At 64.3% G+C, this 18,863-nt stretch carries 15 protein-coding genes and 1 pseudogene; 2 read left to right on the top strand and 14 right to left on the bottom strand.

Annotated features, from left to right (window positions below; translation table 11 throughout):
• Positions 1 to 10: 10 nt before the first annotated feature.
• The 6 genes from H8B02_RS02475 to H8B02_RS02450 all read right to left on the bottom strand — a co-directional run bounded on the left by H8B02_RS02475 (position 11) and on the right by H8B02_RS02450 (position 7,294).
• Positions 11 to 709 carry an ABC transporter ATP-binding protein gene (locus H8B02_RS02475; protein ID WP_173642024.1) on the bottom strand — a complete coding sequence of 233 codons (699 nt, stop codon included), beginning with the start codon at positions 707 to 709 and terminating at the stop codon, positions 11 to 13.
• A complete protein-coding gene (locus H8B02_RS02470; RefSeq protein ID WP_229164668.1) occupies positions 696 to 1,427 on the bottom strand; it encodes an ABC transporter ATP-binding protein in 732 nt (243 codons plus the stop codon). The genes H8B02_RS02475 and H8B02_RS02470 overlap by 14 nt, the downstream gene beginning before the upstream one ends.
• A 1-nt stretch (position 1,428) precedes the next feature.
• Positions 1,429 to 2,742 (bottom strand): ABC transporter substrate-binding protein, encoded by a 1,314-nt coding sequence (locus H8B02_RS02465; RefSeq protein ID WP_229164667.1) that lies wholly within the window; start codon positions 2,740 to 2,742, stop codon positions 1,429 to 1,431.
• 45 nt (positions 2,743 to 2,787) lie between these two features.
• Complete coding sequence (locus H8B02_RS02460; RefSeq protein WP_229164666.1) at positions 2,788 to 3,876, bottom strand: CobW family GTP-binding protein; 1,089 nt, start codon at positions 3,874 to 3,876, stop codon at positions 2,788 to 2,790.
• On the bottom strand, positions 3,876 to 5,543 hold the full coding sequence (locus H8B02_RS02455; protein ID WP_229164665.1) for an amidohydrolase: 1,668 nt from the start codon (positions 5,541 to 5,543) through the stop codon (positions 3,876 to 3,878). Before H8B02_RS02455 ends, H8B02_RS02460 begins: the two co-directional genes overlap by 1 nt.
• A gap of 173 nt (positions 5,544 to 5,716) precedes the next feature.
• On the bottom strand, positions 5,717 to 7,294 hold the full coding sequence (locus H8B02_RS02450; RefSeq protein ID WP_229164664.1) for a gamma-glutamyltransferase family protein: 1,578 nt from the start codon (positions 7,292 to 7,294) through the stop codon (positions 5,717 to 5,719).
• Positions 7,295 to 7,796: 502 nt separating this feature from the next.
• On the opposite strand from H8B02_RS02450, the gene H8B02_RS48355 reads away from it, so the two are divergent.
• The gene (locus H8B02_RS48355; protein ID WP_229164663.1) at positions 7,797 to 8,723 is read left to right on the top strand and encodes a D-alanyl-D-alanine carboxypeptidase family protein; all 927 of its coding nucleotides are present in this window, start codon (positions 7,797 to 7,799) and stop codon (positions 8,721 to 8,723) included.
• A 1,066-nt stretch (positions 8,724 to 9,789) separates the two neighbouring features.
• On the opposite strand, the gene H8B02_RS02440 is transcribed toward H8B02_RS48355, so the two are convergent.
• Positions 9,790 to 10,464, bottom strand: a complete 675-nt coding sequence (locus H8B02_RS02440; RefSeq protein WP_229164661.1) for a helix-turn-helix transcriptional regulator — start codon at positions 10,462 to 10,464, stop codon at positions 9,790 to 9,792.
• Between the two features lie 488 nt (positions 10,465 to 10,952).
• On the opposite strand from H8B02_RS02440, the gene H8B02_RS02435 reads away from it, so the two are divergent.
• Positions 10,953 to 11,888 carry a serine hydrolase domain-containing protein gene (locus H8B02_RS02435; RefSeq protein ID WP_312000589.1) on the top strand — a complete coding sequence of 312 codons (936 nt, stop codon included), beginning with the start codon at positions 10,953 to 10,955 and terminating at the stop codon, positions 11,886 to 11,888.
• Positions 11,889 to 11,921: 33 nt separating this feature from the next.
• Here H8B02_RS02435 and H8B02_RS02430 read toward each other — a convergent pair.
• From H8B02_RS02430 to H8B02_RS02400, 7 genes and pseudogenes are all read right to left on the bottom strand, one after another.
• Positions 11,922 to 13,323: pseudogene (locus H8B02_RS02430) on the bottom strand (amidase).
• Positions 13,324 to 13,339: 16 nt separating this feature from the next.
• Positions 13,340 to 14,101, bottom strand: coding sequence for an SDR family NAD(P)-dependent oxidoreductase (locus tag H8B02_RS02425; protein ID WP_229164659.1), 762 nt, complete (start codon positions 14,099 to 14,101; stop codon positions 13,340 to 13,342).
• A gap of 63 nt (positions 14,102 to 14,164) precedes the next feature.
• Positions 14,165 to 14,875: an ABC transporter ATP-binding protein gene (locus H8B02_RS02420; RefSeq protein ID WP_229164649.1), complete on the bottom strand. Its 711-nt coding sequence runs from the start codon at positions 14,873 to 14,875 to the stop codon at positions 14,165 to 14,167.
• A complete protein-coding gene (locus tag H8B02_RS02415) occupies positions 14,865 to 15,584 on the bottom strand; it encodes an ABC transporter ATP-binding protein (RefSeq protein ID WP_229164646.1) in 720 nt (239 codons plus the stop codon). Before H8B02_RS02415 ends, H8B02_RS02420 begins: the two co-directional genes overlap by 11 nt.
• 3 nt (positions 15,585 to 15,587) lie before the next feature.
• Complete coding sequence (locus tag H8B02_RS02410; RefSeq protein WP_229164644.1) at positions 15,588 to 16,661, bottom strand: branched-chain amino acid ABC transporter permease; 1,074 nt, start codon at positions 16,659 to 16,661, stop codon at positions 15,588 to 15,590.
• Positions 16,662 to 16,674: 13 nt separating this feature from the next.
• Positions 16,675 to 17,541, bottom strand: a complete 867-nt coding sequence (locus tag H8B02_RS02405) for an ABC transporter permease subunit (RefSeq protein WP_229164643.1) — start codon at positions 17,539 to 17,541, stop codon at positions 16,675 to 16,677.
• A 94-nt stretch (positions 17,542 to 17,635) separates the two neighbouring features.
• A complete protein-coding gene (locus tag H8B02_RS02400; protein WP_176532274.1) occupies positions 17,636 to 18,850 on the bottom strand; it encodes an urea ABC transporter substrate-binding protein in 1,215 nt (404 codons plus the stop codon).
• Between the last annotated feature and the right edge of the window lie 13 nt (positions 18,851 to 18,863).

The following is an 18,863-nucleotide window of genomic DNA, read 5'->3' as shown; positions in this document are numbered from 1 at the left end:
CCAATCCTGGCTAGTTACCGAAATAAGCGTGCGTCAGCTGCTCCGGCTGCAACCCTTGCGCCGGGCCGGTCAGCGACACCCGCCCCTTCAACAGGCAGTAGATTCGTTCGGAGGTCGCGAGCGCGCGCTTGACGTCCTGCTCGACCAGCACGACGGCGGTGCCCTCGCGGCGAATATCGGCAAAGGAGCGATAGATCTGCTCGACCACGACGGGCGCGAGCCCGAGCGAGATCTCGTCGCACAGCAACAGCCGCGGGTTCGACATCAACGCGCGGCCGATCGCCGCCATCTGCTGCTGGCCACCGGAGAGCTGGCCCGGAAACATCCGCCGCCGCTCTTCCAGGATCGGGAACAGGTCGAACACCCGCCGCAGCGTCCAGCTGCCCTTGCGACGGTTGACGCTGCCCATCAGCAGGTTCTCCTCGATGGTCAGCGAATCGAACAGCAGGCGCCCCTCGGGCACCATGATGAGCCCGAGCCGCGACACCTGCTCGGCCGGCATCTGCGAGATGTCGATGCCGTCGAAATGCACCGCCCCTCGCCGCTCCTCGTTGAGCCCGACCAGCGCCTTCAGGAAGGTCGACTTGCCGGCGCCGTTGGCGCCGACCAGCGCCACCGCCTCGCCGTCCGCGACGGTGAAATTCATGTCGAACACGGCCTGGAGATCGCCGTAGAAGATCTGCAGGCCGTTCACATCAAGCAACGCCATCGGCCTTCAATCCCATGTAGATCTCGCGCACCACGGCGCTGTCCATCACCTCGGCCGGCGGCCCTTCCAGCACCTTGCGGCCGAAATCGAGCACCAGGATGCGATCCGATACTGCGCGCAGGGCGTGCGGAATATGCTCGATCCAGATCATGGCGTGATCTGCCTTCACCGACTTGATGATGGCGACGAGGCGCTCGACCTCGGGCTCGGTCAGCCCGGCCGCGATCTCGTCGAGCAGGATCAGCTTGGGCTTCGAGGCCAGCGCCTTGGCGAATTCCAGCCGCTTGCGATCGATTAGCGGCAAGGCGCCCGCGAGCTTGTCCGCCTTGGCGTCGAGCCCGGTGCGCTGCAACACCTCCATCGTCCAGCTGGTTGCCGCCTCGCCATACAGGCCCGCGCCGTAGGACGCGGCGACCAGCGCGTTCTCGTAGACCGACAGATGCGGAAACGGCTGCGGGATCTGGAACGCGCGCCCAAGACCCATCCGCGCCCGGCGATGCGGCGGCAGGCCAGATATCTCCCTGTCGTCGAGCATGATCGAACCGCCGTCGGCCGTGAGCAGGCCGACGATCAGGTTCAGCAGCGAGCTCTTGCCGGCGCCGTTCGGGCCGATCACGCCGAGACACTCGCCGCGCGCCAGCTCGAAGCTGACATTGTCGGCCACCACGATCTCGCCGAAGCGCTTGCAGAGCCCGCTGACGCGCAGAAGCGGTGCCATCTCAGGCCAGCTTGGAGAGCAGCTGGAGATCGGCCTGCTTCGGGATGAAAGGCGCGGTGCCGTTGTGCACGATCAGGAGCTCGTATTTCGACTTGCCGCCCTTGCTCTTGCGCCATTGCCCGCCCGAAAGCGACGTCACCGCGACGTTCTTGATCGGCGTCCCCTTGAACTTCACGGGTCCGACCACCGTCTCCATGTCGAGCCCCGCGATGGCATCGCGCAACGAGTTCTTGTCCTTCGGATCGCTGTCCTGCAACGCGGCGAGTGCAACCTCCCATAGAGCATGCGCGTAGCCGATCGGCTGGGTCCATTGCTTGCCGGTGGTCTTCTCCCATTCCGCGGCGAGCTCGGCGGCGCTCTGCCCGGTCAGCGAGGACTTGAACGGATAGGCCGGCGTCCACCACACCTCGGTCGACATGCCGTCGCCGCGATCGCCGAGCGCGTTCACCGCACTGGGGAACAGGAAAGCCGCCGCCACCGTGCAGATCTGCGGCTTGAAGCCGGCCTGCGCCGCCTGGTTCCACAGTGTCACCCAGTGATTGCCGTAGGTGAAGCCGGACACGATATCGACGCCGTTGCTCTTGAACGACGACACCTGGTTGGTGAAGTCGTCGGTCGCGATCTGGAATTTTCCGGCGGAGAATTCCTGATAGCCGGCCCCCGCAATGCCGCCGGGCAGACCGACCTTCGGATCGGAGAACGCCTGACCTGCGGGATTGTCGATGTAGAGCGTACCGACCTTCTTGTTGGTCTCGACCGACTGCCACATGCCGAGGAAATTCTTCACGACATCATCGGCGCCCCAGAAGAAGTGATAGCTGTAGGGGAAGCCCTTGTCGGGCGTCGACTTGCGCGGGAACATCCAGCCCTGCCACGGCACCATGGTCGAAATCGACGGAATGCCGCGGGCATCGGCGAGCTCCTGCACCGGAGCCTGCGCGTCGCCATCCTCGATCAGGATCAGGTCGCATTTCTCTCGCAGCACCAGTTCACTCGCGACCACCGACGAGCGGTTCGGGTCGGATTGGTTGTCCTTGAAGACAAACTCGACCTGCCAGGTCTTGCCGCCGATCTTCAGGCCGTCCTTCAGCCGGGCCTTGATGCGCTCATGGATCCAGGTGTCGGGCTCGGCAAACGGCGCGCGGACGCCGGAGAGGCATCCGACCCAGCCGATCTTGATGGTATTGCCGGCGGCCCGCGCGATATTGACCAGCGGTACGTTCATCGCGGATGCGAGACCGGTCGCACCGGCCGCCTTCAGCAGCGTACGCCGGTCGAGCCGGCCGGACGCCGAATTGTTCTTTGTCTCAGTCATGTCCTCTCCCTCCACAACCAATGATGAAATTGCTTGACCGCGGGCTCACGCCGCCGATCGCCGGATCGCGGCACGGCTCACCGCCGCAAATTTGCACAATGTGTTCTCGATAATCTGGCGCGGGATGCCGCGCACGATGAAGACGAGCCGCGAGCGCCGGTCCGCCGACGGCCAGCCCTGTAGCGTGATCGGCGGATGGAAGACGTGCTGCACGCCATGCACCACGACGGGGGCATCGGGCTGCTCGGCGACATGCACGATCGCCTTGAAGCGCAGCAGGTCCTCGCCCTTGAGCGCTGCGGCATAGTCGATCCAGCGCGCAAACGCCTCGCGCTGGATCGGCTCGTCGATGATCAGGCTGTAGGAGGACACATTAGTGTCATGCACATGGTGGCTGTGATGGCCGCATTCTGCGCCATCGCAATCGTGCTCGGCGTGATGATGCGGCGCATTCGCCGCCTGCGACGCCAGATCGAACCAGCGTACCACGTCGGCCGAGCGGGCCGACGGATCGAACAGCCCGGCATCGAGAACCTTTGCCGGATCGACCATCCCGTTCCGCACATGCGCGCGCGTCGCGACCGGATTGATCGCAGCGAGCCGCGCGTCGAGTTGCGCCAGCGCGTCTTCGGCGGCCAGGTCGGTCTTGGTCACGAGCAGCCGGTCGGCGACCGCGATCTGCCTGACGGCTTCGCTATGGGCCGCGAGGGTGCGCGCGCCGTTGACGGCATCGACGGTCGCGACCACGCCGTCGATCCGGTAGCGGCCAACGATATCGGACGCCGTCATCAGCGTGTGCAGCACCGGTACGGGATCGGCGAGCCCGGTGGTCTCGACCAGCACGCGGTGGAACGGCGGGACGGTGCCGGCAGCGCGGCGGGCGGCAAGATCGGCCAGCGTCTCGATCAGATCCTCGCGCACCGAGCAACAGATGCAGCCATTGTCGAGCAGCGCGAGACGATCCTCGCTGCTCTCGACCAGGAGGTGATCCAAGGCCACCTCGCCGAACTCGTTGATGATGGCGACGACGCCATTGAGCTCCGGCTGGCGCAGCAGATGGTTCAGCACCGTGGTCTTGCCGCTGCCGAGGAAACCGGTGAGCACCGTGACCGGGATCTGATCCGCCGTGCCCATCACGCGCCCCGCTCGTAAACCTTGCGGCCTTCGAAGAAGGTCATCTCGACCCGCGTGTCGGCAAGCTGGTCCGGCGGGATGTCGAAGATCATCTGGTCGAGCACGATCAAATCGGCCGACTTGCCGACCTCGATCGAGCCGATCGATTGGCCGAGGCCGGCCGCCCGCGCGGCATCGATGGTGTAGATGTCGATCACGGTGGCAAGATCGAGCGCCTGCTCGGCCCACAACGACTTGCCGGGAAAATCCCCGGTGGGATTTTGCCGGGTCACCATGCCCTCGATGCCCTGCCAGGGATCGGGAATCGGGATCACCGGCCAGTCCGAGCCACCGGCCATCAGTGCGCCGGCCGCCTTCAGGTCCTTGTTCGGCCAGAACCGTTGCGCGCGCTCCTCGCCCATCGCAGCCTTGTGCGCCTCGAGGAAGACGGTTGGATACCAGATGATCGGTGATAGATCGGCCGCAACCCCGAGCTCGGCGAAGCGCTTGATGTCGTCGGGCGCGATGTAGCTCGCATGTGCGATCTGGTGGACCAGATCGGTCGCCCCGTTGAAGCTGCGCACGACATCGATCGCGTCGAGCGCCTGCGTCACCGCGGCATCACCAGCGCAATGAATCTTCGCCGCAAGGCCGAGCTTCTCGCAGCGCCCGAGCCAGCGGATCAGGTCCGGCACGGTCAGCATGGTCGATCCGCGGAAGCAGCAGCCGCGCACGGGGTCGGCCATATAAGGCTCGTGGAAAGCCGCGGTCTTGGCGCCGGGCACGCCGTCGAGGAACACTTTCACATAGTCCGGCTTCACATGCGCGCCGCGATACTGCTCGCGCAGCGCAAACAGCTCCTCGCCGGCCTTGCCGAACATGAAGCCCGGCTCGACCACCGGCATCGCGCAGACCGCCCAGGCGGTCAGCTCGCCGCGATCGTCGAGCCCCTTCAGCGCCGCCATGATCGGCTGCATGCTGGCGGCGTCGATGAAGGCGGTGACGCCATAGGCGTTCAGCACCGAGATCGAACGCGCCACCGCCGCGCGGTCCATCTCGGCCGTGTAGTGACCGGAGGCCGCGAGCGCCCGCTCGACCAGGCCGGATGCGGCCTCGATCATGATCCCGGTCAGCGTCCCGGTCTTGAGGTCGCGGCCGATCTCGCCGTCGGTCGGATCGGGGGTCTCTGCCTGCACGCCGGCCAGCCGCAGCGCCGCCGAACTCGCCCAGCGATTGTGATAGGTGTCGTCGCGCAGCACGACGGGATGTCCGAGGCACGCCGCATCCAGCAGCGCGCAGGACTCCGCGGTGTTCATCTCGTTCAGGAGATTGTTGCCGAACTGGCCGCCGACGATCCAGGCGCCGGGCGCAGCCACCGAGGCAGCCTTGTGCAAGGTCTCGGCGATCCTTGGCACGCTGTCGGCGTTGGAGAAGCGCAGCTCGTAGAGATCGGCCTGCCCGCCCATCATGATGTGATTGTGGATGTCGATGATGCCCGGCATCGCCATTCGTCCACCGAGATCGACGGTCTTGGTCCCCTCGCCGACCAGCGCCGCGACGTCGCGTTCCTCGCCCACGGCGATGAAGCGGCCGGCCTTCACGGCTGCGCACGCCGCCCAAGGCTGCGCCCGGTTCGACGTGTAGATCCGGCCGTTGCGGAAGACCGTGTCGGCGAATGTCCTGTTCATACGGATCAACTTCTCGATTGGGAAAGCCTGGAGCGCTCGCTGTGCGGTGCACAGCGGCCGAACCGCGCACGACACCAGCGTGACGACAAACGTTCGGCATGTCGGCATTTGGAACAATCCACCGTCCGGTGGATGCTCCGCCGCCTGCTGCAGTGCGGGCAAGCGGCAGCGGCTCAAAAGCCCAGCGCCAGCCCGTCCTTGCGGTGGTCGGAGGCGCCGAGCAGAACGCCGCGCGCATGGTCGATGCGGATCGCCTGGCAGCCGCCGATCGGCTCCTCGGAGAAGCGGGCATCGTGGTCGCGGGTGCGCAGCTCGTCGCGGATCGCTGGTGATATCGTCGTCTCCAGCGACAGCGCGCCGTCGAAAGCAAAGGAGCGCGGTGCCTCGGCGGCCGCCTGGATGTCCATCTTCATATCGAAGATGTTCGACAGCAGATTGGCGTGACCGGCGGCCTGGTAGTGCCCGCCCATCACGCCGAACGACATCACGGTCTTGCCGTCCTTGCGCAGCAGGCCCGGGATGATGGTGTGCATCGGGCGCTTGCGCGGCCCGAGCGAATTGAGATGTCCGGGCCGGGCGCGAAAACTCCAGCCGCGGTTGTGCAGCAGGACGCCGGACTTCGGCGCATAGATGCCGCTGCCGAACGGATAGAACAGCGAGTTGATCAGCGAGACGGCGTTGAGGTCGCGGTCGACCACCGTGACATAGACGGTGTCGCGATGCTCGATATCATCCCAGACCGCGGGTGCGGAGGCGCGGCGCATGTCGATCTTGCTGCGGATCCTCCCGATATAGTCTTCGGCAAGGAATGCGACGGGATCGATGTTGCTGGTGGTTGGATCGCAGAAGAAGGCGTCGCGCGCGCGGTAGGCGGCCTTGGTCGCTTCGGCCAGCAGATGGATCCGATCGGCCTGCGCCAGCGCGCCGACATCGAAGCCGGCAAGTGTCCGCAGGATCATCAGCGCCGCCAGGCCCTGCCCGTTCGGCGGACACTCGATCACGTCGTGGTCATGGTAGCGTGCCGAGATCGGCTGCACGTAGTCCGAGGTCTGCGCCGCGAAATCATCAGTGCTGTGGGCGCCGCCGAGCCCGCGCAAGATGCCGGCCATCTCGTCGGCGGCCTCGCCTGCGTAGAACGCCTCGCGCCCGTGCTGCGCGATCCGGCGCAGGGTCCGGCCAAGCGCAGGCTGCGTGCGGATGTCGCCGACCTCAGGCGCCTTGCCGCCGGGAAGGAACTGCGCAGCGGCATTGGCGTCGATCTCGATCCGCGCCCGGAAGCGGCGCCAGTCTTCCGCGACGCGCGGTGTCACGCAAAAGCCCTGCTCGGCCGCCGCAATCGCCGGCCGGAAGATGTCCTCCAGCGACCTACCGCCGTGATCGGCGACCAGCCTGCACCACGCGTCGATGGCGCCCGGCACGGTCACAGCCTCAGGCGCGGTCGGCGGAATGTCGCGCGCGCCGCTGCCGGCATATTTTTCAGTATCGGTGCCGGCGGGCGTGCGGCCCGAGCCGTTCAGCGCGATCGGCCCGCCGGCCTTCGGCGAATACAGCGCAAAGCAGTCGCCGCCGATCCCGGTCATCTGCGGCTCGACGACGCCCTGCACCGCCACCGCGGCCACGGCTGCATCGACCGCGTTGCCACCGGTCTTCAACATCTCGACCGCGGCAAGCGTCGCCTGCGGGTGCGAGGTTGCGGCCATGCCACGCTCCGCAACCGCCACCGAGCGGCCGATGGCCATGAAATCACGCATGTCGGATCCTCAAATGTTGTGAGCGGCAGCCGCTCGCCAACATTGTCGAAAACGACACCGGTCCTTGGCGGAGTCTCGGCCGGCCGCACGGCGAGCGGCAATCCACCTAACGGTGGATCGGTGAATACAGGCGAGGTTTGTCTCGCTGGACGCTTTCCCGAAGCGGCGAATTGATTCAACGGCAACTCAGCAAAACCCGTCAAACCTGTGCGTGAGGAGTGCTTTGGCCTATCTGAATAGTTGCGTGTTCGCCGGCTAATTCTGCGGTGGTTAACTGGTTGCCAAGCTCCGAGCGCGATGGCACGCTGTCATGATCAATTTGGCTCATGTTTGATTTCCAATGCGGATGTCATCTCGCAAAGAGGTTCATGGCACCAGGCGAAATCAGTTCGGTTGCGGGGCTGGTTGGTTACGCATTGCCGCGCCTCTGATCACACTGTCATGCGGTGTCGTCGTTCGCGATGTGCACGCGGCGTCGCCCGCGGAAGAGTCGGGCCCACAGGTGACAGCATCCGAACCGTCGGCTCAAGCCGATGCTCGGAGCGCGCCGCCAGGTGCGGACCGAGCGAACCCCGAGGCTCTGCCTACGACGGAAACCGAGAAGCAATCCGAGCAAGCATCTCAGACGGCCAACGTTGTCGACTCGCTCAAGACCGCTCCTGACAATGTCGATACAGTCTTGGTCCTGGACGAGTGCTTTGTTGCCGAGGCATGCATCGACCGGTTCCTTGGAGTACTTTACGCGCGAGCGCCGAAGACCGACTGGATCGTCGTCTACGAGAAAACGGACGTAACGATCAAGCGGAAGGGAAAACAGATCACCGTCACTCGCAGCATCCCCAAGCGGGTCGAAAATGACTTCGGATGGAAGGACCCCAAAGCAGCAGACAAAGCCGGCATGCCTCTGATGGATTATGTGATCGGAGGGATGGATCGAGCCTTCAAGGGAAAGCTGTTCTATTTGCTCCATGCAGCAGAACAGGCCGGACTGGCACCTGGGATTACAAGCGGATTCCGAGATGACTATCGCCAATCAATCGCAAGCGGGCTGAAGGCCGCGAATGACAAGTCCTATCACGGTGGCAGTTCGCGAGGAGGCTATGGTCACGGGCTCGCCGCAGACGTCATCAGCATGAACGGCGGGAGCAAGGACGAGCGCGTAATCGAGACCAAGCGATTATGGAAATGGATCGACGAACACGAAAAGCAGTTCGGAGTCGGCCGTCCATATTTGAATGGAGACCCAGCGCATCTCGGACCAGTCGACGGTCCGGAATACGTAGCTCATCGTTCAGCATCGAGCCACGCCAGGCTGATCGGCAAGCGACACACCCGAATTGCAGCATCTTCCAGGCATGGCGTGAAAACGCGAGCAAAGTCAAAGGCAGCGACGAAGCCTGCGACAACGAAAATCAGCTCGCGCCTGTGATCGGCGCAGTTGTCGCTGCGCTTCGAATGTGCGCTCCGGCGAGCCCCAGCTCAGGGGGTGAGCTGGGGCTCACGGCGGCTTCGGAGACTGTAGCGGCCAGCCTCCAGCCATGACGTTACGCCTCTCCCCTGAATTTCATCCACTAGGAACTGTAATTGCTGCGCCGCGCTACTACCTTTGCGCTCCTGAGTCTGCTCACCGCGAGATCTGTTGCTCAGAGCTAGTTCAGAATGGCAATTGTCGCGCGCAACTGTCGATTTTACTATGTCCTCAGTCGTGCGGATTGGCCGACGTCAGCCCCACACCCCGACCATGCACATCGCGCGATCAGGGATCGCCGCTTCGGCCCACGGAGCGACGGTCCCGCCCCATTCGGGATGCGACAAACTAACCCGACGGGCAACTCAGCAAAACGTGTCAACCCCTCGCCATCAAAATAATTCGGTTTATCGGAACGGCAACTCAGTGTATGGTTGACGCATCTCACCCGATCGAGGGGCGCTGCGCATCGTCACGGGTGTTGCGGTGAGATGCGGTGGACGTTGATTGCGCAACTGACGAGTGCGCACGAGACGGACGGTGAAGTCGTGTGGTCCTGACGCCCTAGCGGCAGGTGTCTTTTCACAAAACGCTCACACGTCTTGTGAAGACGGTGACAAACAAGCCCAGTCTCGCCGGGGAGAGCACGAAGTAAGCCGTAACCCATCGCGCAGGGAAAGCCGGAGTCTCCGGTTACACCTGTGGTCCTACCCCCGAGCTTTCTACCTTTTGCTCGGGGCCCATGGGTGCGATCGGCACCCGGCTTTCCCTGCGCCCTCTGTTCGAGGAGGGCGGAACGAAGAGCAAAGCTCGGACAAATCATGTCGCGAGAATGTGGAGCCATGACTCACAGACCGCGCCACTCACTCAGTGTCGTCCTGGCGAAAGCCAGGACCCATTACCACAAATGGCAATTGCTGTGCGACGCTGGAGCCACAACCCCGTTCACAATCAACGGCGGTGGTTATGGGTCCTGGCTTTCGCCAGGACGACGCCTGGAAGGCAGCTGGATCGCGACACCCCCGCCTCAATGCGGCCGCGACATCAGCGCGACGACGGCGGAGCGAGTCTCGACGCCGAGTTTCTCGAAGATATGGATCAGATGCGTCTTCACCGTCGCGAGACCGATGCTCAGGCACTCGCCGATCTCACGGTTGGTGCGGCCGCAGCACAACAGCTCGACCACTTCCATCTCGCGCGAGGTCAGTCCGTAGCGCGCCGGCTCGTCGGGATTCGGGGACAGGCGGCTGGTCAGGTTGAACTCGAGGTAGTCATGGATCTTCTCGGCAATATGCATGCTGCCGTCGGGAATCGTGCAGCCCGGCGCCCAGAGCACGCTCATTCCGGCCACGATCCGGTCGTTGCGGCGGAAGAAGAACTCGATCATGTCGGCGACGCCGCATTGGCCGGCAAACGCACGATAGGTCGCCGCCTCCTGGGACGCGCATTGGTCGAGGGCGACGCTGAGCCGGGCGATCGGCCGGTTGCTCGCGGAGCGCGGGTGCAACGGATCGAGCCGGTTCATGCCGGCAAGATACTGGTCGTGGAAGCTCGGCGGAACGTTGCTGCTGAGCACGAAGCGGTTGAGGGTCAGATTGCCGTCGACCTCGTAGAACGCGGTCGCCGAGCCCTCGAGAATCCCCCGCGCGAACTGGATGGCCTGTGTGGTTGCCGGATCCGGTCGGCCCAGAAGCGCGATCATGACCTACCTCCCGATGTTTCCCGATGGCGAACGTCTGCGCGTCGCATGGCGGCCACGCTGAGACAGACGCGGGGCATAGTCAAGCAAATTGCGGGCCAAACGCACCTCCCGGAAACGGTTACGCCGGAGTAACCCGGACATGACCTCCACCATCCGGTTGATTGCGAACGGCGCGACCTATACGGAACTTTTGTACGTCCCCGATATCATTATTGGATCAACAATGAACTCGCGTCGCATCATGGCCGCCTTCCCGTCGGCGGCCGACGAACAAGTCACGCTCGCCAACTGGCGCCAGCATCCCTTCAGCGAGTGGGCATTCCGCAATGTCCGCGAGTTGCTGCCCACCGCCAACATCGCGCGCGCCTCGACGCCGGCCCCGCTGTCCTTTGCGCCGCGCTATCTCGACGACGTCAGCTTCGCTGACCCGCGCGGCGAGACGGTCGGCGTCGGCCAGGCCCTGCGCGCAAGCCACCGACGGCATCGTCGTGTCGCATCGCGGACAGGTCGCCTTCGAATGGTATGCCCACGGCCTGACGCCGGACACCCCGCATCTGATTTTCTCGGTCAGCAAGTCGGTCGCCGGAACGCTTGGCGGCATCCTGGCCGATCACGGCAAGCTCGATCCCGACGCGCCGGTGACGCGCTACATCCCGGAGATGGAGGGATCGGTCTATGGCGGCAGCTGCACGGTGCGCCACCTGCTCGACATGAGCGTCGGCATCCGCTTCGACGAGGACTACATGGCGCGCGACGGCGACGTCATGAACTACCGGCGCTCGACCGGCTGGGAGCCACCCGACCCGACCGTGCCGCCGACCAACCTACGCGACTATCTGCGCACCCTGCGGCCGAACGGTACGCCGCACGGGCGGACCTTCCACTACGTCTCGACCAACACCGACGCGCTCGGCTGGGTCTATGAGCGCGCCTGCGGCATGTCCTACGCGAAGATCCTCGCGCAGTATCTGTGGCAGCCGATGGGCGCCGAGCACGATGCCTACATCGCCGTCGACTCGCGCGGCGCGGCGCGCGTCGCCGGCGGCATCTGCGCGACACTGCGCGATCTCGCCCGCTTCGGCGAGATGATGCGCAACCACGGCATCGGCAACGGACGGCAGGTGGTGCCTGGCTGGTGGGTCGATGACATCAGGCAGAACGGCAATGCCGAGGCTTGGGCGCGCGGCGACCTGACCAAGGTGTTTCCGAACGGCAACTACCGCAACAAGTGGTACACGATCGATCGCAACGAAACCCCGTTCGCCGCCGTCGGCATCCACGGCCAATGGATCTACATCGATCCGGCCAACGAGACCGTGATCGCGCGGGTCTCCTCGCAGCCGCTGCCGATGGACCTCGATCTCGATCACATGTGGATGCGCGGCTATCGCGCGATCGCGGCCCAGCTTGCCAGCAAGGCCTGACGGGGCGCGACGGGGCGAGTCAACGACGACGCGCTATTCGATCGGCGGCCGCCGCGTATGCCAGTCCGTCACCGACTGGAATGCCGCGCCGGTGCGGACCAGCAGGTCTTCGGACAGATGCGGGCCGACCAGCTGCATGCTGAGCGGCGTCTGGTCCGACGCCATGCCCATCGGCAGCGTGATGGTCGGGCTGCCCGAGAAGTCGAACACCGCCGTGAAGCGCAGGATGTTCAGGAGGACGTTGGGGTCGGCGCCGTACTCGCTCATCTTCGTCAGAGTCGGGATCGGCACCGGCATCGTCGGGATCAACAGGAGATCGATATCCTCGAACATCGCGGAGAGGCTGCCTGAACTTCAGCCGCTCGTGATGGATCGCGGCGATATCGACGCCGCTCGTCGCCCTGCCCTGCTCGATCAGCTGCGCGAGGTCCGGTCCATATTCCGACTTGCGCGACGGGTAGGTGTCCAGATGCGCCTCCGCCGTTTCCACCGAGCACATCGCAATCCACTGGCTCACGAGCTTCTGATAAGGCGGGAAATGCACCTCGCGGATCTCTGCACCGAGATCGGCCAGCGTGCGCTCGGCTTGCACCAGCGCGGCGACGACCTGCCGATCGATCCCCTCCTGGGTGTACCTGCGATCGACGCCGATCCTCAAGCCCCGGATGCTCTCGCCGACGCCGGCCAGATAGTTCGGCACCGGCGCCCGCAGGGCGGTCGGATCGTTGGCATCCGCGCCGGCGATGACGCCGAGCATTGCTCCGGCGTCGGCCGCGCTGCGGCACATCGGTCCGACGTGATCGAGCGAGTCCGCCAGCGGGAAGATGCCGTGCCGGCTGACGCGGCCCCAGGTCGGCTTGATGCCGGTCAAGCCGCAGGTCGCCGACGGAAACCTGATCGAACCGCCGGTGTCGCTGCCGATCGAGCCGTAGCAGAGGCCGGCCGACGTCGCGACGCCCGACCCGCTCGACGACGAGCCGACCCAGTAGTTCACATTCCACGGATTGAGCGGGGTCTGCACGGCCGGATGGTGGCTGGTATAGGCGCCCTCCGTCATCTTGAGCTTGCCGAGCGTGACTGCACCGGCGAGCTCGAGCCGATCCACGATCGTGGCATTGAAGGACGGCACGAACTTGGCGTGGATCGTCGTGCCGCCGGCGGTCGGCGCAAACGACGTGTAGCAGAGGTCCTTCAGCCCGATCGGAACGCCATGCAGCGGGCCGCGCCAGATGCCTTCGGCGATCTCCGCATCGCGCTGCTTCGCCTGCGCCATGGCCCGCTCCGCAAGGACGTGCGCATAGCCATGAAACTGCCCATCGAGTTTCGCGATCCGGCCGAGGGTCGCCTCCGTGATCTCCGAGGGCTTCGCCTCGCCACGGCGAATAAGCCCGGAGATCTCGGTGATGGACTTATAGTGCAATGAATCCGCTGACATGTCGTTGTGGCCCCGGCTAGAACTGAACACCGCGCGTCAACGCGCCGTCCACGACGAGATTGGTCCCCGTGATGAAGCTCGCCGCCTTGCTCGCAAGGAACACCGCGGCGTTCGCCATCTCCTGCGGCGTGCCCATGCGACCGGTCGGATTGAGCGCCAGCGCAGTCTTGTACAGCTCGGGATTGCCGTCCTTGATCATGTTCCAGACGCCGCCCTCGAAATAGGTGTTTCCCGGCGACACCGAATTGGCCCGGATGCCCTTGGCCGCGAGCTGGTAGGCGAGGCCCTGCGTGTAGTGGATGATGGCGGCCTTGAAGGTGCCGTAAGGACCGCTGGCAAAATCGACCTCGCGTCCCGACACGCTGGAGATGGTGACGATCGCGGCCGCCGCGCTTTTCTCGAGATACGGCATCGCCGCATTGACGAGGCGTACCGTCCCCATCATGTCGGTGGAGAATTCCTTCTCCCAGCTTTCCTCGTCCTGCCCGATCGACAGCGCGCTGACATTGGCGACCACGACATCGATGCCGCCGAGCTTTCCAGCCATGTCGGCGACCCAGGCCTTCAGCGCCGGTCCGTTCGAGACGTCGACCGCACCGCCGAATGCCGCGACGCCCTTGGCCTTGATCGCGGTAATCGCAGTGTCGACATCCGCCTGATTGCGCGCGCAGATGCCGACATTGGCACCCTCGGCCGCGAACGTATCGGCGATCGCGCGCCCGATCCCCTTGGTGCTGCCGGTCACGAGAACCCTTGCTCCCTTGAGTCCCAGATCCATATCCATTCCCTCCGTTGTTATCGATTATGGAACGCGCACTTCCTCATCACATGGCGCGGCCGATCAAAGCAGCAGCTGCGCGCGAACATTGTCCGCGTTGACCTCCTCGCCGGCCAGCGATCGCGTGATCTTGCCCTTTTCCATGATGTAGCAGCGTTGGGCGATCGCCAGGATGGTGTCGAGGTTCTGCTCGACGAAGATGATCGTGGTCCCGAGCTCGGCGCGGAACGATTGCAGCGCTTCGCAAATGTGCTGCACGATCGAGGGCTGGATGCCCTCGGACGGCTCGTCGAGGATCATCAGCGACGGATTGCCGATCAGCGCGCGGCCGATCGCAAGCTGCTGCTGCTCGCCACCCGACATGGTGCCCGCGATCTGGCGCCGGCGCTCCTTCAGGCGCGGAAAATACGTATAGACCAGCTCCGGCAGTTTTTTTCCGCCGGGTCCGCCGATCAGCTCGCCGACCTGCAGGTTCTCCTCGACGCTCATTTGCGGAAACACGTCGCGGCCCTGCGGGATGTAGCCGAAGCCGGCGCGCGCCCGCGCATCGGCCTCGAGCTGCGTGACATCCTGATCCATGAAGGTGATGGTGCCGCGCCAGGTCTGCAGCAGCCCGATCAGGCACCGCATCAAGGTCGACTTGCCGACGCCGTTGCGGCCGATCACGCCGACGATCTCGCCGCGCGAGACCGACATGCTGACACCCTGCAGTATCGGCGTCGCGCCGAAGCCCGCCCAAAGTCCCGATACGTCCAGGATGCGATCAGTGGGCATGGGTCTTACCCAAGTAGATTTCCGCGACCTTCTCGTCTTCCAGAATGGCTTCGAGGCTGCCGCGCGCGAAGATCTTGCCAAGATGCAGAACGGTGACGCGTTGGGCGACCTGACGCACGAACGCCATGTCGTGCTCGACGACCAGGACCGTCATGCCCTCGGCATTGAACGACTTGATCAATTCGCCGGTCTTGTAGGTCTCTTCCGGCGACATGCCGGCGGTCGGCTCGTCCAGCAGCAGAAGCTGCGGCTGCAGCGCCAGCGCCATCCCGATCTCCAGCCATTGCTGCTGGCCATGCGACAGCGCACCGGCGAGCTTGCCGCTATCATCAGCCAGATTGAGCAGCGCCAGCAGCCGTTCCTCCTCAGCCCGGCATTCCGCGCCCGAAAGCCGCTCCTGCAGCGCGATCTGGATGTTCTGCCGCACCGGCAACTCCTTGAACACGCTCGGCGCCTGCATCTTGATGCTCATGCCACGTTGCACCCGCGCGTAGGGTCGCTCCGCGGTGATATCGACGGTGTCGAAGAAGATGCTGCCGGTGGTCGGTGGATAGAGGCCGACGATCAGCTTGAACAGCGTGCTCTTCCCGGCCCCGTTGGGCCCGATCAGGCAATGGACTTCACCGGCATTGACCGTCAGGTCGACGTCGGAGACGGCGGTCAATCCACCGAAGCGCTTTGAGACGCCTTTTACATCGACCAGTGCCATGGTTCAGGTCTCATCCGATTGCAGACGGCCGGCATCCGCCAGCGCGGGGGCCTCGTCGCGCCGCCGGCGCCTGGACCACCAGTCGACGACGAGCCTGCCGATGCCAAGGACAAAGCCCTGGGGCGCTAGCATCACGGTGGCGAGCAGGAGGACACCCATCAGCACCAGCGCTGCCTGCTGGCTGTAGACCGTGATGGTCTGGAAGCCGAACAGCAGCAGGAACGATCCGACCAGGGTCGCGGTCAGATCATTGCGTCCGGAGAATGCGACCCAGACGATCGGCATCGCCGCCGCCGGCAGGCCGATGCTGGACGGCGTGATGAACTGCCCCCAGGACGTATAAAGCGCGCCGCTGAGGCCGGCGAGGCCGCTGCCGATCACGAATGTCAGGAGCTGATACTTGCGAACGTCGTAGCCGAGCATCTCGGCGCGCTGCGGGTTTTCGCGCGTCGCCACGATCACGTTGCCGACGCTCGAGTTCACCAGAATGCGCAGCGCAACGTAGACGATCACGATCAGCGCGATCATGAGGTAATAGAGCGCCGATCCCTCGATGTCGAAGCTGCCGACGGTGAGCGGATCCATTCCCTTCATGCCGTTGAAGCCGTTCAGCCGCGCCGGACCGATATGCCATTCCGGCCCGGCCGTCTGCCCGAGGAAGAAGGCCAGCACCAGCGTCGCCGACAGCGTCACGATGCCGAAGAAAATCCCGCTGATGCCGCCCCAGATCATGAAGTAGCCGAGGATTCCCGCCGCGATCATCGCGATGACAACCGAAAGAATGAGTGCGGCGATCGTGGCCGTTCCCCCGCCCATGTTGATGGCGAGCACGCCATAGCCGTAGCCAGCGATGCCGAAGAAGAAGGTCTGGCCGAACGACAGCATGCCGCCGTAGCCCCACATCAGGCAGAGCCCGAGCGCCATGAAGATCCAGATCAGGAAGTAGGCAAAGTTGCCGACATCATAGGAGTCGGCGAACAGCGGATAGATCAGCGCCCCCGCCAGCACGGCAAGGAAGCAGGACCAGAAGATCTTTCCGCGTCCGAGCGTCTGCGGACCGTCGAGCAGCTTGAACATCAGAAATTCCCGTCTAGCGCCCACGGCGAACCAGCACGCTGGATAGCCCTTCAGGCAGCACCCGTATGATCAGGATCACAGCAAACAGCATGCCGATCTGCCCGATGATCTGGCCATAGCCCGCATTCAACGCCATCCTGATCATCGCCAGGAACACCGCCGCCGGTGCGGTTCCGAGCAGGACATTGGCGCCGCCGATCACGACGGTGACAAAGCTCTCGACCACGAAAGTCGCGCCCATGGTCGGGATCAGCGTCATGGTCGGCGCGTAGAGCGCACCGCAGAGTCCCGCGAGCGCCGTGCCGATCCCGAAGCTGATGGAATAGATGCGGCCGGTGCGCGCGCCGAGCGCCTTCGCCATTGCCGCATTCTGCATCGTGGCGCGCGCGATCACGCCAAAGCGCGTCTTCATGAAGATGATGTAGAGCCCGGCCAGCACCGCCACCGCACAGCCGAACAGCACGAGGCGATAGGTCGAGAACGTGTAGCCGCCGATCGCAAAGCTTCCTTCCGGCGTGCCGATGCCGCGCACCGCGGAGCCTACGATCAGCAGCATCGACTGCGTCACGATCAGGCTGAGGCCCCAGGTGGCGAGCAGCGAGTCGAGCGGACGCTTGTAGAAGCGCCGCACGATCAGGTACTCGACGATCATGCCGATGATCCCCGCCGTCAGCGTGGCCAGGATCTGGGCGATCGGGAGCGGCACGCCGAGATTCACGAGCCCGACCGTCACATAGGCCCCGCACATGATGAACTCGCCATGCGCCATGTTGATGACGCCCATCATGCCGAACACGATGGCAAGGCCCGCCGCCGACAGGATCAGGAACGCGAAGACGTCGGCGAACTGATAGAATAGCGAGAAGAGTTCAGCCGACATTCCACTCTCCCTGATCACGGCGCCGCATCATTGCGGCGCCGGTTCGCTTCAAAGCAGCAATGAAAAACACGAGCAAGATTCGTGCCCGCTTGCATCACGATTTGCTGGGAAGATGACTCGGCGTGTACTGATCCTTGTCGTTCTTCTTGGTGAGGTCGCAGCCGATCTCGCCGAGCCAATATGGCTGGATCGTCCCGTAGTCCTTCTCGACGGTCACCTCATGCTTGGGCCCGACCGAGATCAGGCGCATGCGGTGCGACGTATGCTGGCTCTTCGGATCGATGCAGACCTTGCCCTCGGGGGCGTCGATGCAGGCATCACCGGTCGCGATCACCTTGCGCATGTCCTCGAGCTTGGTCGACTTCGCCTTCTCGACCAGCGCCTTGTACATGTAGAGCGCGTTGTAGGCGTTGTAGCCCATGTCGTTGATGTAGAGCTCGTCGGGGAACTTGGCGTGCCAGCGCTTCTTGAAGTCGTTGGCTTCGGGCGTGTCGATCTCCTCGAACCAGTTGGCGGTCGCATGCATGTTGTTGAGCGCCGGCGGCTTGAACCGCTTGTGCTCGAAGCCAAGCATGACCTTGATCGAGGACCCCATCGGCAAATTGAGGTTGGCGGCGGCCGCCTGCTCGAAGAACGAGTCCTGCGCGGCACCGACATTGATCGTCAGCAGCCAGTCTGGCTTCGCCTTCTGGATATTTTGGATCGTCTGCGCGAACTGCGATACGCCGAGCGGGATGAACTCCTCGCCCACGACCTCGCCGCCGAGGTCCTTCATGATCTTGCGGTTCCACTCCGCCGAGATCTGGCCGAAATTATAGTCTGCCGCGATGACATAGACCTTCTTGCCGAACTTCTGGACCATCCAGGGGATCAGGGTCGAGAACTGCTGCTCCGGCACCGCGCCCATGCTGACCATGGAGGCATCGCAGACGCCGCCTTCATACTGGTTCGTGTAGAAATACGGCGTGGTGGTGCGATCGACGATCGGACGCAATGCCTCGCGCGAGGCAGAGGTAATGCCGCCGATCAGCACGTCGACCTTGTCGCGGTTGAGCAGGCGGCGGCCGAACTCCTGGTAGCGGGCGTTGTCGCCCTGTGGATCGAGATGGATCAGCTCGATCTGGCGGCCGAGAATGCCGCCGCTCTTGTTGATCTCCTCGACCGCGAGCTGCGATCCATGCAGCTTCGGCATGCCCATGAATGCCAGATCGCCGGAGACGTCCTCCAGCAAGCCGACCTTCAATGGCGGGTCGGCCGCCTGAGCAGCACCAATGACCGCCGTCCCGAGCACGGCACCAAGCAAAGCCATTCCGACTATACGC

The sequence above is a fragment of the Bradyrhizobium altum genome (assembly GCF_020889705.1).
Lineage (GTDB): Bacteria > Pseudomonadota > Alphaproteobacteria > Rhizobiales > Xanthobacteraceae > Bradyrhizobium > Bradyrhizobium altum.
This window is presented reverse-complemented; position numbering and strand designations above follow the sequence as displayed.